Source organism: Neptuniibacter sp. QD72_48 (genome assembly GCF_047778065.1).
Classification (GTDB): Bacteria; Pseudomonadota; Gammaproteobacteria; order Pseudomonadales; family Balneatricaceae; genus Neptuniibacter.
On record NZ_CP180547.1, the window covers coordinates 836,829 to 851,400 of the forward strand.

Consider the following 14,572-nt stretch of genomic DNA (forward strand, 5'->3'; position numbering starts at 1 on the left):
ATGAGGTGACTATGTTGGAAATCAGTAGAACATTGAAAGAGATTGCGCCGGAGTGGGTTGATGAAACTTACGCTGGCTTTGTCGTATCTGCTATTTCGCAAGATAGCCGTACGGTTACGCCCGGTACTTTGTTTATTGCTCGATCTGGTATTCAGCATCGTGGTGTTGATTTCGTTGAAGCGGCTGAAAAAAGTGGCGCAGTAGCGGTTTTGTTGGATAGTCGCGAAGTGGATGATTGCCCTTCGCTTGGTATCCCAGTGATTGCTGTGCCTGATTTAGTCAGTCAGATTGGTCCAGTAGCCGCAAATTTTTATGGCCACCCAAGCCGCCATCTGAATGTGATTGGCATTACGGGTACTAACGGTAAGACCTCTTGTGCGCATTTTGTCGCACAGGCGATGAATGCGATAGGCACGAAAACCGCGATTGTTGGCACTATTGGAAATGGTTTTCCAGGCCAGCTAGAGCAGGCAACTCATACAACGCCAGATGCTGTAGGCTTGCAGCGTTTGTTCGCTGAATTACGTGCAGCAGGCGCTGAAAGCGTTGTGATGGAAGTCTCTAGCCATGCTTTACAGCAGGGCCGAGTTGCAGGGGTGGAATTTGATTATGCCGCATTCACCAACTTAAGCCGTGACCATCTGGATTACCACGGTTCTATGGCTTCTTACGGTGCGGCTAAAGCAAGATTGTTTAAACGCTTTGATCTAAAAGCTTCTGTCATCAACAGTGATGATGCTTTTGGTCAAACGCTGTTAGCTGATGACGAAGTTAAAGGTAAAAAAGTAGCGGTTGGGCGTGCACAAGGCGATTATCTGATCGCAGCATATCGTTTAGCTTTACACGGTATCGAAGCGGAGCTGAAAACGGCGCAAGGCAACTTTGCTTTCGCTAGTAAAATTATCGGCGAATTTAATCTGGACAATCTGCTTCTCGTAGCAGCTTTGCTATCCGAACAGGGATTTAGCCGAGAGCAGGTCATGCACGGGCTTTCCAAGTTAGATGCAGTGCCGGGACGAATGCAGGCATTGGTCACTGCAGATAAACCGTTGGTAATTATTGATTATGCACATACGCCAGATGCTCTAGAGAAAGCCATTCAAGCTGTTAGAGCTCATACGTCAGGGCGTTTGTGGTGTGTATTTGGTTGTGGTGGAGACCGAGATACAGGTAAACGAGAGCTCATGGGCAATATTGCAGACCGATTTGCTGATCGGTTGGTCGTGACTAGCGATAACCCAAGAACAGAACAGCCAGATAGCATTATTGAGATGATCGAAAGTGGTATTCATGATCATCAGGCGGATGTTGAAGCGGATCGTGCAGAAGCGATCAGAATGGCGATCAATGCTGCTTCGCCAGAAGATGTCGTGTTGATCGCAGGTAAAGGTCACGAAAATTATCAAGAGATTGCTGGTACACGTTACCCGTTTAGTGATGTTGATGTGAGTAAGTCAGTTTTAGGGGTGGCGGTATGATTGGTCAGTGGTTTTTGCAGCAGTTACAGCAAGCTTTTGGCGGGCTGATAACGGCTGATGCTGAATTTACAGGTGTCAGTACAGACACGCGTACGATTAAGCAGGGCGATCTATTTGTAGCATTGGTAGGCCCTAATTTTGATGGTCATCAGTTTATAGAGCAGGCGCTTGAAAAAGGCGCGGTCGCTGCGGTTGTTTCTCGATCTATGCCCGAAGTACAAGCGCCATTGTGGCAAGTTGAAGATACGCGTATTGCTTTGGGGAACATTGCGCAAGCGAATCGCCAGCGCTTTGATGGCACTGTTTACGCAGTGACAGGTAGTAGCGGTAAAACGACAGTTAAAGAGATGCTATTTGCGATTCTGTCTCAGAATAATCAGGTATTGGCTACCAAAGGTAATCTGAATAACGACATCGGTGTACCGCTAACGCTTTTTGAATTAAGTGATCAGCATCAAATTGCTGTGATTGAACAGGGTGCCAGTGCTGGTGGTGAGATTGCTTATACGACTGCGATCTCTCTACCTGATGTTGCGATTTTGAATAACGCGATGGGTGCTCATCTGGAAGGGTTTGGCTCTTTACAAGGTGTAGTCGAAGCCAAATCTGAGATCTTTTCGCAGTTAGATGAAACTCAAGGCACGGCTGTTATCAACCTAGATGATCCGCATACAGAGTATTGGTTAAATCAAAACCAAGGAAAGCCTCAGAGAAACTTCTCTTTTAGCTCCGAGAAAGCTGCCGTCTATGCGTCGGATTTGAAACCATCTAGCAATGGCTGTTTTTCTTTTGTTTTGCACAGAGGCTCTGAATCTCAAACGGTTCAGCTGCAGGTGATGGGGCAGCATAACGTTGCGAATGCCCTAGCTGCGGCAGCTGCTGTAAGCGCTAAAGGAATGCCGTTAGCGGAAATTTGCAGTGGTTTAGAATCCTTCACTGCAGTATCTGGACGTATGCGTTGCTTGACGACAGCCTCTGGGGCTCAAGTGATTGATGATAGTTATAACGCCAATCCTGGTTCGGTAAATGCGGCAGTGGATCTGCTGGTTAGTTTGCCGGGTAAATCAGTATTGGTTTTAGGAGATATGGCTGAGTTAGGGGCAGATGCCGCTGATCAGCATGCACAGGTAGGTTGTCGGGCAGCGCAGAAGGGGGTTAGTTGTTTCTATGCAACTGGCGTGCTGTCCCGGCACTCTGTTTCAGCGTATAACGCTGCAGCAGATGGGCAGGGAATGCATTTTGAAACACGTGAAGAATTAACAACTGCATTGAAAGAGCTGGCTGATCAGAATACCAATATTCTGATTAAAGGCTCGAGAAGTGCAGCGATGGATCAGGTCGTGAAGAACCTGACTGAAGGGGAATAGAAGGCAATGCTACCACTGCTGGCAGAATTTTTATCGGAATATTACAGCGGCTTTGCTGTATTTCAGTACCTAACCCTACGTGGGATTTTGGGTGTATTAACAGCATTGTTGATAGCTTTGTGGGTCGGCCCTCATATGATCAACAAACTACGTAGTAATCAGATTGGTCAAGCGGTACGAGATGATGGTCCTCAGACGCATTTGAGCAAAGCAGGTACACCAACAATGGGTGGTGCTTTGATCCTAGTTGCAATTGCGATTAGTACCCTTTTGTGGAGTGATCTGACTAACCCTTATGTGTGGATTACGTTGGGCGTGACGCTAATTTTTGGTGCAGTGGGTTGGGTCGATGATTATCGTAAAGTGGTTGAGAAAAATCCGAGAGGATTACCTGCTAAGTGGAAGTACCTGTGGCAGTCAGTAGGTGGTATGGGTGCGGCAGTATTACTCTATTGCATGGCTTCCACACCTGTTGAAACAGAACTTCTGATTCCATTCCTAAAAGATGTGTCGATTGATCTCGGTATCTTCTTTATTGTCTTTACCTACTTTGTAATTGTAGGTAGCTCCAATGCGGTAAACCTTACTGATGGCTTAGATGGTCTAGCTATTTTGCCAACCGTAATGGTAGCTGGAGCTTTGGGTGTGTTTGCATATCTGTCCGGTAACATCAAATTTGCTGAATATCTGTTGATCCCTTACGTACCGGGTTCTGGTGAGCTGATTATATTCTGTGGTGCCATGGTTGGTGCTGGTCTTGGTTTCTTGTGGTTTAACACTTATCCAGCTCAAGTGTTTATGGGTGATGTCGGTGCCTTGTCTTTGGGTGCTGCGCTTGGTGTTATTGCCGTTATCGTCCGTCAGGAATTTGTACTGTTCATTATGGGCGGTGTGTTTGTGGCTGAAACCGTGTCAGTAATTTTGCAGGTGGCATCGTTTAAATTAACAGGTCGCCGTATCTTCCGTATGGCGCCTTTGCATCACCATTTTGAATTGAAAGGTTGGCCAGAGCCTCGTGTAATTGTTCGTTTCTGGATCATCACAGTAGTTTTGGTGCTGATTGGCTTGGCATCTCTGAAAATTCGTTAAGGTAAAGTTTGAGCATGAGTTTAATCGCCAGCGATAAATTAAAAGTAGTCATCGGTTTAGGTCAAACCGGGCTGGCATGTGCGCGCTATTTGGCGTCTAAAGATGAGCGTTTTGTCGTTGTTGATAGCCGAGAGAATCCTCCAGGCATGGATGAGCTATCAACAGAGCTTCCTGACGTTAAACTGATTTGCGGGCCTTTTGATGCTGAACTACTGAGTAGTGCATCAGAATTGATTTTGAGCCCTGGTGTTGCACAAAGTGATCCTGCTATTCAAACGGCAGTAAAAGCGGGCGCGAAGTTAAGTGGTGATATTGATCTTTTCTGTAATGAGATCAGTGCACCTATTGTTGCGATTACCGGTTCAAATGCTAAAAGTACGGTCACTACCTTAGTGGGTGAGATGGCTGCTGCTGCCGGTTTAAATGTTGGAGTGTGCGGAAATATTGGTACGCCTGTACTCGAGATGTTAAACGAGCCTGAAAAAGATCTGTATGTTATCGAACTATCAAGCTTCCAGTTAGAAACAACCAATGATCTTCGAGCAGCAGTTGCAACTGTACTCAATATTAGTCCTGATCATTTAGATCGTTATGATTCTATGCAGGGTTATTATCAGGCTAAACACCGGATTTTCCGCGGAGCTAAAAAGGTCGTTGTTAACCGTGATGATGCACTGACAATGCCATTAATGCCGAGTGGTGTTGATCAGCTTGCTTACCACTTAGGTAAACCTGATCTGAAAGTCTTTGGTTTGATTGAAGAGAAGGGTGAAACCTGGCTTGCCGTTGGTCTGGACAAATTAATACCTGTATCTGAGTTAAAAATACGTGGTAGCCATAACATGGCTAATGCGCTTTCTGCGTTAGCTTTAGGCCAGTCTGTTGGCTTGCCAATGGATGCGATGCTAACGGCTTTAAAGGACTTTGCGGGCTTGAAGCATCGTTGCCAGTGGGTAGCTGAAAAAGCCGGTATTGAATACTACAACGATTCCAAGGGCACTAACGTTGGTGCGACTGTTGCTGCGCTGAACGGTTTAGGAAAAACCCTATCTGCAGATCAACGTATTGTGTTAATTGCTGGCGGTGTTGGTAAAGGTGCTGAATTCTCTGAATTAGCTGAACCTATGCAGCAGTTCGCAAGAGCATTGATCTATATCGGTGAAGATGGACCACGTTTAGCTGACAGTTGTGAAGGCGTAATCAAAGAATCAGCAAACGATATGCAAGCTGCTGTTGCAAAGGCGCAAGCTCAAGCGAAGGAGGGAGATATTGTTCTGCTTTCACCTGCCTGTGCGAGCTTTGATATGTTCTCTGGTTTTCCCGCTCGTGGTGATGCTTTTATTGATGCGGTGGAGGCCCTTTAATGATCTCTTTGGCGATGACAAACATTAAGCAGAGGTTTGAGGGGTTAATTCCTTCGCCTTCGCCTGTTTGTGCGTCACAAAGAGTGTTGCCATTTGACCCTTGGGTACTGGCCTGTTCAGTTGCTTTGGTTCTAACGGGTTTTGTAATGATTAGCTCTGCATCTTTAGATGTGGCGCTAAAAAATAACGGTACAGCGTATTTTTACGTTATTCGTCAGTTCATATTTATCATGTTGGCGATGATTGGTGCTGTGGTTGTTTGGAATATCCCAATGCGCTTTTGGGAGAAGACCGGGCACTGGTGGATGTTGGCTGCCGGTGTCTTATTGATTTTGGTACTGATCCCTGGCGTAGGTAAAGGGGTAAATGGTAGTCATCGTTGGTTACCTTTAGGTCCTTTAAATCTCCAGGCATCTGAAGTCGCTAAGTTCTGTATGGTGATGTACATGGCTGGCTACTTGGTGAGACGCTTGGATGAAGTGCGTAGCAGCTGGAAAGGGATTGCGAAGCCGACTCTACCTCTGGGTATTTTTTGTGTGCTGCTGTACTTCGAACCGGACTTTGGTGCCTTAGTTGTCCTGATGGGGACAGTTATGGGAATGATCTTTTTGGGTGGGATGCGCTTTTCCCAATTCTTGATGGTGATCTCTGGTGTAGTGGGTCTGCTGGTCGCTGTTGTAGGATTGCAGCCTTACCGAGTAGCTCGACTTCAGAGCTTCTTAGATCCATGGTCTGATCCTTTTGGAACTGGGTATCAGTTATCGCAGGCACAGATCGCTTTTGGTCGTGGTGAATGGTTTGGAACGGGGTTAGGTAATAGCGTTCAAAAGTTATTTTATCTGCCAGAAGCTCATACTGACTTTGTATTTTCAGTATTGGCCGAAGAGTTAGGTTTTATCGGCGCGATTGCTTTGATCTTGGTTTATGCCTTATTAATCGTGAATATTTTCCGTATTGGTCGTCGAGCTGAAAAGGTAAAATCCTTTTTCTCTGCTTATGTCTGTTACGGCTTTGCAATTATCTTTGCAGGGCAGGCGTTGATCAATATTGGAGTGAATGTTGGCGCGTTGCCTACAAAAGGTTTGACGCTTCCTTTGGTGAGTTACGGTGGAAGTAGTTTATTAGTGAGTTGCGCCATGTTGGCCGTTATTTTGAGAGTTGACTACGAATTGAAATTAGCTGGAAAAAATCAGGAGGCTGTCGCATGAGTACTTCTGATAAAAAAGTAGCTTTGATTATGGCTGGTGGCACTGGTGGTCATGTATTTCCTGCATTGGCCACAGCAGAGAAACTACAGGCACAAGGTGTTCATGTTGAATGGTTGGGCTCTCGACACGGAATAGAAGCTGATTTGGTACCTGCAGCAGGATTAAAACTGCATTCTATTGAAGTAAGAGGCTTAAGAGGTAAAGGGAAGTTAAGCCTTCTTTTGGCTCCATTTAAACTGTTGATCGCTTTGTGGCAGGCGCTATCGGTTGTTCGCTCTGTTAAACCGGATGTTGTATTAGGTATGGGCGGTTTTGCTTCTGGTCCAGGTGGCCTTGCTGCGTGGTTACTAAGAATTCCGTTGATTATTCACGAGCAGAATGCTGTTGCTGGAATGACCAACAAGGCCTTGTCTAAATTAGCCAAAAACGTCCTGGAAGCATTCCAAGGTGCATTTAAAAGTGGCCTAACGACTCAGACCGTGGGTAATCCAGTACGCGGAAGTATCTTGGATTTACCTGAACCTAAAGAGCGTTTTTCTGATCGTGAAGGACCTTTGCGTCTTTTAGTTGTAGGTGGAAGTTTAGGCGCGAAAGCGATTAACGATCTTCTACCTGAAGTGCTTGCTGATTTACCTATGGAGCAACGTCCAGAGGTTTGGCATCAGGCAGGAAAACGAAATATTGAAGAAACTCAGCAGCGTTATGAGGCGCTGGGCGTAACTGAGTGTAAAGTTGTGCCATTTATCGATGATATGGCAGAAGCTTATAGTTGGGCAGATGTAGTTTTATGTCGTGCTGGTGCTTTAACGGTGAGTGAATTGAGCAATGCAGGTGTGGCATCTGTATTAGTGCCTTTCCCTTATGCGGTTGATGATCACCAAACTAAAAACGCAAATTATCTAGCTGAGAGAGATGCTGCGATTTTAATTCAGCAGGCGGATCTTAATAAAGAAACGCTAACAGCATTATTAACAGAACAATTAAATCAACGAGAAACGTTGATGGAAATGGCAAACAAAGCGCTATCACTAGGTAAACCTGAAGCAAGTGATGTGGTAGCAAGTGTTTGTCTTGAGGCAATGAAGTAATGAAACAACAAAATGCTTTCACCCGTTATGAAATACCGGAAATGCGCCGTATCAGCCGAATTCATTTTATCGGCATTGGTGGTGTGGGTATGTGTGGTATTGCGGAAGTATTACTGAATCAGGGATATCAAATCTCAGGTTCAGATATTAAAGTATCCGCGACGACTCAACGCCTAGAAGGCTTGGGGATGAACATCTTTATTGGGCATGCCGATACCAATGTCTCAGGTGTGGATGTGGTTGTTGTTTCCACTGCAGTTAACGAAGAAAACCCAGAAGTGAAAGCTGCGCGTGAACAGCGAATTCCGATTGTGCGTCGTGCTGAAATGCTGGCTGAATTGATGCGCTATCGTCACGGTATCGCTGTAGCTGGAACGCACGGCAAAACAACGACGACAAGTCTCTTAGCTTCCATTTTTGCTGAAGGTGAGCTTGATCCTACATTTGTGATTGGTGGTCGACTAAACAGTGCTGGTACCAACGCCAAGATGGGCACGAGCCGCTATCTTGTGGCGGAAGCTGATGAAAGTGATGCTTCATTCCTTCACTTACAGCCTATGGTTGCGATTGTTACAAACATTGACGCAGACCATATGGAAACTTATGAGAATGACTTCTCTAAGTTAAAGAAAACATTTGTGGAGTTTCTACATAACCTACCGTTCTACGGTCTTGCGGTTATGTGTATCGACGATCCTGTTGTCAGAGAAATCCTCCCAGAAGTGAGTCGTCCAGTGCTTACTTACGGTGTTGAGGAAGATGCTGACTACCGTGCTGAAAATATCAGACAAGAAGGTATGTACACTCGCTTTACCGTTAAGCGCCCAGGGGATTTTGCCGATCTGGAAATTTCACTGAATATGCCGGGCCATCACAATATGTTGAATGCCTTAGCGACTATTGCTGTGGCTACCGATGAGGGCATTAGTGATGAAGCGATCTGTACAGCATTAACTAAGTTTGAAGGCGTTGGTCGTCGTTTCCAAGTTCTGGGGGACGTGCCTGTCAATGGTGGTAGCGTTATGTTGGTTGATGATTACGGTCACCACCCAAGAGAAGTTAATGCCGTTGTTAAAGCTATTCGTGAAGGCTGGCCAGATAAACGTTTGGTGATGATTAATCAGCCTCATCGTTATAGCCGAACTCGTGATTTGTATGAAGACTTTGTGGAAGTACTTTCTGAAGCAGATGTGTTGTTACTTCTAGAAGTCTACGCCGCGGGTGAAGAGCCAATTGCTGGTGCTGATAGCCGCAGCTTATGTCGAAGCATTCGTCAGCGTGGTCGTATAGATCCGGTATTTGTTAGCGATAAAGACACCGTTGCCGATGTGCTGAAAGATATTTTGGAACCAGGTGATCTATTACTGACTCAAGGTGCGGGTGATATTACAGCGCTTGCTCATCAGCTAAAACAGGCCAATCTTGTAGCCGATAAGGAGGAAAAATGAGTTATCAAATTGATGCTCAAATGAAATCTGACTTCGGACGAGTTGCGGTTATTTTTGGTGGAAATTCATCTGAGCGTGATGTTTCTCTCAAGAGTGGTGCTGAGGTTCTAGCTGGACTACAACGAGCAGGTGTCGATGCATTTGGTATCGATCTCTATGGTCCTAATGGCGATCAACAACCGTTACAACAGCTACAAGAAAATCACTTTGATCGTGCCTTTTTGATTTTACATGGCCCAGGTGGTGAAGACGGTACCTTGCAAGGTGCGTTGGAAATGCTAGGAAAACCGTACACCGGCAGTGGTGTGGCAGCTTCTGCAATCGGTATGGATAAGTTAAGAACCAAGCAGGTGTGGATAGGAGCAGGCTTACCGACGCCAACGTTTGCGACATTCAATGGTGAGTTTGAGGTTGATGACATCGTTGAGCATCTGGGTTTGCCAATGATTGTTAAACCTGCACACGAAGGTTCCAGTATTGGAATGAGTAAAGTTACCAGTGCGGGTGAGTTAGAAGCCGCATTGGAGACAGCGACTGGTTTTGATCGTAGTGTGATTGCCGAAAGTTGGATGAGCGGTGACGAGTTTACGGTAGCTGTGCTTGATGGTGATGCGTTGCCTCCTATTCAGCTAGTAACGCAGCACGAGTTTTATGACTTTGATGCAAAATATCTAGCGAACGATACGCAGTACAAGTTCGATCATGGTTTGTCTGAGGAAACATTAACATCACTTAAGCGTCTTGCTGAACAAGCATTTGCCGCGGTCGGTTGTAAAGGCTGGGGGCGTGTAGATGTGATGCAAGATCAAGATGGAAACTTCCAGCTACTAGAAGTTAATACGGCTCCGGGTATGACTGATCATAGCCTTGTGCCTATGGCTGCACGAGAGCAAGGGATTAGCTTTGACGAGTTGGTAGTTAGAATATTAAAAACGGCCAAATAGAATGAACTTTTTACGATTTTTTCGACAAACTGAACCGTTGGAGGAAGAAGGAGTAGAACTTGCTAAACCTCGCGGTGCAAGTCGTGAAAAGATCGTAAAAAAAGATTCTGAAAAAGGGAAAACGGATAAAAAAAATCCTAAAAAGGATGGCCTAGTAAATAACGATACTGAGTTTTGGTGGAAGCCATTTTGGACGTTGTCCTCTCTCGTTATTTTTATCGGCGTGTTATGGGGTATTGGTCATAACTTATGGCAGTGGTTGGACCGCCCGGTAACTAGTGTAGTGATTGAAGGTAAAACCCAACATCTGGATCGAGTAAAGTTAGGGAAGATTATCGCTAATGATCTTACTGCGAATCTACTAGAGGTTGATATTGCATATGTTCAATCACTAGTAAGTGAGCAACCGTGGGTCAGAGTTTCCTCTATTCGACGGGATTGGCCTGATACTTTGCTTGTTGAAGTTGAGGAAGAGGTGCCTGTTGCTCGTTGGGGTGAGAGAGGTTTGTTAAACCATCAGGGCGATATATTTTGGCCTGAACTTTCTCAAGAGTATCGGAGCTTACCCAGATTGAGTGGGCCTGCTCCAGATACAGAAAGGGTCATGTCACAGTTTCATGATTTTAATCAGATGTTGAAGCCTATGGGGCTTAGTGTTGTCGCACTGGATTTAGAGGCTCGTGGAGCCTGGACCATGGAGCTAGATAACCAGATAAAAGTAGTTGTAGGTCGAGAAGCAATCAATGCACGTTTACAACGGTTTTTGACTTTGTATAAACAACGATTGGCTGCTCAAGCGGCTGATATAGAAACAATCGATATACGTTACACCCATGGGGTGGCGGTGAAATGGCGGGAAAAACCCGAAAGCGAAATGCAGGATAAAACATAATGAGTGGTTCGATGGAAAACAATATGGTTGTTGCGCTCGATATCGGGACCTCAAAGGTGCTGTGCCTTGTAGGGGAGATCGGTATTGATGGTGCCATCGAAATTATCGGCATTGGCTCGCACCCATCTCGAGGCCTGAAAAAAGGCGTTGTAGTGAATATCGAATCAACAGTGAGCTCGATTCAGCGCGCGGTAGAAGAGGCTGAATTGATGGCGGGTTGTAAGATTCACTCTGTGACAGTTGGGATCGCAGGTAGCCATATTAACAGCCTGAATTCTCATGGCATTGTGGCTGTTCGAGATCGAGAAGTGACTGAGTATGACCTTGAGCGCGTAATTGATGCTGCACGTGCTGTGGCTATTCCCGCTGACCAGAAAATCTTGCACATTTTGCCTCAAGAGTATGAGATTGATAGCTCAGAGGGCATCAAAGAGCCTTTAGGGATGTCGGGTGTGCGTTTAGAAGCGAAGGTGCACCTTGTTACTGGTTCAGTGAATGCCGCTCAGAATATTGAAAAGTGTGTTCGACGTTGTGGTCTTGATGTAGATAACCTAGTTCTTGAGCAATTGGCTTCAAGCTATTCCGTTTTGACGGAAGATGAGAAGGAACTGGGTGTTTGTATGGTGGATATCGGCGGTGGCACCTCTGATATCTCTATTTTTACAGGCGGTTCTATTCGTCATACCGCTGTCATTCCGATTGCTGGTGATCAAGTTACAAACGATATCGCGATGGCTTTGCGAACACCAACGCAGCATGCGGAAGAGATCAAGGTTAAATATGCGTGTGCACTGGCACAGCTCGCTACAGGTGAAGAGACCGTTAAGGTGCCTGGTGTAGGTGATAGGCCTGCTAGGGATCTTTCTAGACAGTCGTTAGCAGAAGTGGTTGAGCCCCGTTACGAAGAATTGTTTAGCCTGATTCAGGCCGAATTGAGACGCAGTGGTTTTGAAGATTTGGTTGCAGCAGGCATTGTGCTGACAGGCGGAACTTCGAAAATGGAAGGTGCCATTGAATTAGCTGAAGAAATCTTCCATATGCCGGTTCGCTTGGCGACACCACACGGTGTACGTGGGATGGAAGATATTTTAAGTAGTCCTATTTATGCAACAGGTATGGGGCTTCTGCAATACGCACAACAAGATCATGTTGGTGCTGTTGAGCAAGACGTCGAGCCAGAAGTCGTTGTGGGTTCGCAAAAGAGTGTTTTAGACAAGATGAGAGCTTGGTTTCAGAACAACTTCTGAACAAGCTGAAGGTTTTTAGATTTATAGCAGCAAAAGTAGCGTGCTGCTTTATTAGGGGATAGTGCTTGGCAGGGCACTAAAGGAGCTAACAATGTTTGAACTGTTAGATAGCGTTCCGCAAAATGCCGTTATTAAAGTTATCGGTGTTGGTGGTGGAGGCGGAAACGCTGTAAAACACATGGAAAGTGGTGACCTAGAAGGGGTGGAATTTGTTTGTGCAAATACAGATGCGCAAGCGCTTTCATCTATGGCGTCCCAAAAAGTTATCCAGCTTGGTAATACGCTTACCAAAGGCCTAGGCGCGGGTGCAAATCCAGAAGTTGGTCGTCAGGCTGCGATGGAAGATCGGGATCGCATTGCAGAAATGTTGCAAGGTGCGGATATGGTATTTATCACGGCTGGTATGGGCGGTGGTACAGGTACGGGTGCCGCACCTATCGTAGCCGAAGTAGCTAAAGAACTCGGAATTCTAACAGTCGCAGTCGTGACAAAGCCTTTCCCGTTTGAAGGCCGTAAACGAATGAGTATTGCTATTGAAGGTATCAAAGAGCTTCGCGAAAGTGTTGATTCCCTCATTATTATCCCTAACGAAAAACTGATGCAGGTACTAGGTCGTAATTGCAGCCTTTTGAATGCATTTGAGTCTGCCAACGATGTTTTGAAAGGGGCTGTTCAGGGTATTTCGGATCTTATTACACGTCCGGGTATGATCAATGTTGACTTTGCTGATGTGCGGACTGTTATGTCCGAAATGGGCATGGCGATGATGGGTACCGGTGGTGCGCGTGGTGAAAACCGAGCTGCTGAAGCTGCAGAGAAAGCGATCAAGAGTCCACTACTTGATAACGTAGATCTGAAAGGCGCGAGCGGTATCTTGGTAAATATCACTGCGGGTATGGATCTCAGCTTGGGTGAATTTACCGAAGTGGGTAATCAGATTGAAGAGTACGCATCTGAAAATGCCACGATTGTCATCGGTACCGTCATTGAGCCAGAGATGACTGACGAACTGAAAGTGACAGTTGTTGCTACGGGTTTGGATAAGCCAGAAGAAACGGTCCGCCCTGTTTCTGGTGGAATGCAAAAAGTGGATGGAAGTTTAGACCTTGAGCAGATCGATCTGCCTACGGTTTTGCGTCGCAAAAAAAATGAGGCACTTGACGGGCCGGCTGAGCCTGAAAGTGAGTTGTTAAAATCAACAGGTACTGAGAGCGAGTCCGCTTATTTAGATATTCCTACTTTTCTGCGTAAACAAGCGGATTAATTGGAATGTCCTTTCTAAAAGGGCGATTATTTGTTAGTATCTCGCGCTAGAGTGGCCTATTTTATTTTTTGGCAGATAGCATGATTAAACAGAGAACATTAAAAAACAGCATTAAAGCAACAGGTATTGGTCTGCATACGGGTCAGAAAGTTTATCTGACGTTGAAACCAGCACCAGTAAATACCGGTATTGTTTTCCGTCGTACTGACTTGGATCCAGTTGTTGAGATCCTTGCGCACGCGCACAATGTTTCTGATACAAAACTGTCAACCAACCTGGCTAAAGATGGCGCGCGTATAGCGACTGTTGAGCACCTACTTTCTGCAATGGCTGGCTTAGGTATTGATAATGCTTATGTTGAGCTAAGTGCAGAAGAAGTACCTATTATGGATGGTAGTGCTGCGCCGTTTGTATTCTTGATCCAGTCGGCAGGCCTAGAAGAGCAGAATGCTCCTAAAGAATTTATCCGTATTAAGAAAGAAGTAACGGTTGAGGCTGATGGTAAGTCAGCTACGTTTAAACCGTTTGATGGCTTTAAAGTGGGGTTCAAAATCGATTTTGAACACCCTGCATTTGAAGGCCGTAACATGGAATCTTTCCTAGACTTCTCTAGTACTTCTTTCGTTAAAGAAGTTAGCCGTGCGAGAACGTTTGGTTTTATGAGTGACTATGAATACCTTCGCTCACAAAACCTGGCATTAGGTGGTAGCTTTGATAATGCGATCGTAGTCGATGATTACCGTATTCTTAATGAAGACGGCCTTCGTTACGACGATGAATTTGTTAAGCATAAAGTGCTTGATGCGGTGGGTGATCTATACCTACTAGGTAAGAGCTTGATCGGCGAGTTCTACGGAAACAAATCAGGACATTATCTAAACAATCGTCTTTTGCGTGAATTGTTGGCGCAAGAAGATGCTTGGGAAGTGGTGACTTTCGAAGATAATGAAGAAAGCGCGCCTATCTCTTATCAGAAGCCAGTATTAGCAGTCTGATAGATCGAAAGAATTAAGAGCCGAACTATATAGTTCGGCTTTTTTTTGTCTATTTTTCTATCTTTTTTCCATATTTTTTTTATTTCCCCTTTTAGATTCATTTTCTGCCCCCAATAAAGGTAGAATGCTGAGTTAATTTTTATCCGCTAATCGAGCGGACTACAGGTTTTAGACTTCACAGGTATAAG

The 14,572-nt window shown here is 45.4% G+C and carries 12 protein-coding genes; all 12 read left to right on the forward strand.

The window, feature by feature from the left end; all coding sequences use genetic code 11:
- The first annotated feature begins 11 nt into the window (after positions 1–11).
- Positions 12–1,478: a UDP-N-acetylmuramoyl-L-alanyl-D-glutamate--2,6-diaminopimelate ligase gene (locus ACMXYX_RS03615; RefSeq protein ID WP_415897608.1), complete on the forward strand. Its 1,467-nt coding sequence runs from the start codon at positions 12–14 to the stop codon at positions 1,476–1,478.
- Positions 1,475–2,845 (forward strand): UDP-N-acetylmuramoyl-tripeptide--D-alanyl-D-alanine ligase, encoded by a 1,371-nt coding sequence (locus ACMXYX_RS03620; RefSeq protein ID WP_415883640.1) that lies wholly within the window; start codon positions 1,475–1,477, stop codon positions 2,843–2,845. The genes ACMXYX_RS03615 and ACMXYX_RS03620 overlap by 4 nt, the downstream gene beginning before the upstream one ends.
- A gap of 6 nt (positions 2,846–2,851) precedes the next feature.
- Positions 2,852–3,934, forward strand: a complete 1,083-nt coding sequence (gene mraY, locus ACMXYX_RS03625) for a phospho-N-acetylmuramoyl-pentapeptide-transferase (protein WP_415883641.1) — start codon at positions 2,852–2,854, stop codon at positions 3,932–3,934.
- A gap of 14 nt (positions 3,935–3,948) precedes the next feature.
- Positions 3,949–5,298: a UDP-N-acetylmuramoyl-L-alanine--D-glutamate ligase gene (gene murD / locus ACMXYX_RS03630; RefSeq protein WP_415883642.1), complete on the forward strand. Its 1,350-nt coding sequence runs from the start codon at positions 3,949–3,951 to the stop codon at positions 5,296–5,298.
- Positions 5,298–6,506, forward strand: coding sequence for a putative lipid II flippase FtsW (gene ftsW / locus ACMXYX_RS03635; RefSeq protein WP_415906501.1), 1,209 nt, complete (start codon positions 5,298–5,300; stop codon positions 6,504–6,506). Before murD ends, ftsW begins: the two co-directional genes overlap by 1 nt.
- Complete coding sequence (murG, locus tag ACMXYX_RS03640) at positions 6,503–7,594, forward strand: undecaprenyldiphospho-muramoylpentapeptide beta-N-acetylglucosaminyltransferase (RefSeq protein ID WP_415897610.1); 1,092 nt, start codon at positions 6,503–6,505, stop codon at positions 7,592–7,594. The genes ftsW and murG overlap by 4 nt, the downstream gene beginning before the upstream one ends.
- Positions 7,594–9,042, forward strand: coding sequence for a UDP-N-acetylmuramate--L-alanine ligase (murC, locus tag ACMXYX_RS03645; protein WP_415883645.1), 1,449 nt, complete (start codon positions 7,594–7,596; stop codon positions 9,040–9,042). The genes murG and murC overlap by 1 nt, the downstream gene beginning before the upstream one ends.
- A complete protein-coding gene (locus ACMXYX_RS03650; RefSeq protein WP_415906502.1) occupies positions 9,039–9,986 on the forward strand; it encodes a D-alanine--D-alanine ligase in 948 nt (315 codons plus the stop codon). The genes murC and ACMXYX_RS03650 overlap by 4 nt, the downstream gene beginning before the upstream one ends.
- A 1-nt stretch (position 9,987) precedes the next feature.
- Entirely contained in the window at positions 9,988–10,878 is an 891-nt protein-coding gene (locus ACMXYX_RS03655; protein ID WP_415897612.1) for a cell division protein FtsQ/DivIB, read from the forward strand.
- Positions 10,878–12,125, forward strand: coding sequence for a cell division protein FtsA (gene ftsA / locus ACMXYX_RS03660; protein WP_415897613.1), 1,248 nt, complete (start codon positions 10,878–10,880; stop codon positions 12,123–12,125). Before ACMXYX_RS03655 ends, ftsA begins: the two co-directional genes overlap by 1 nt.
- A 91-nt stretch (positions 12,126–12,216) precedes the next feature.
- Positions 12,217–13,389 (forward strand): cell division protein FtsZ, encoded by a 1,173-nt coding sequence (gene ftsZ, locus ACMXYX_RS03665; protein ID WP_415883649.1) that lies wholly within the window; start codon positions 12,217–12,219, stop codon positions 13,387–13,389.
- Between the two features lie 80 nt (positions 13,390–13,469).
- Positions 13,470–14,384 carry a UDP-3-O-acyl-N-acetylglucosamine deacetylase gene (gene lpxC / locus ACMXYX_RS03670; RefSeq protein ID WP_415897614.1) on the forward strand — a complete coding sequence of 305 codons (915 nt, stop codon included), beginning with the start codon at positions 13,470–13,472 and terminating at the stop codon, positions 14,382–14,384.
- The last annotated feature ends 188 nt before the right edge of the window (positions 14,385–14,572 follow it).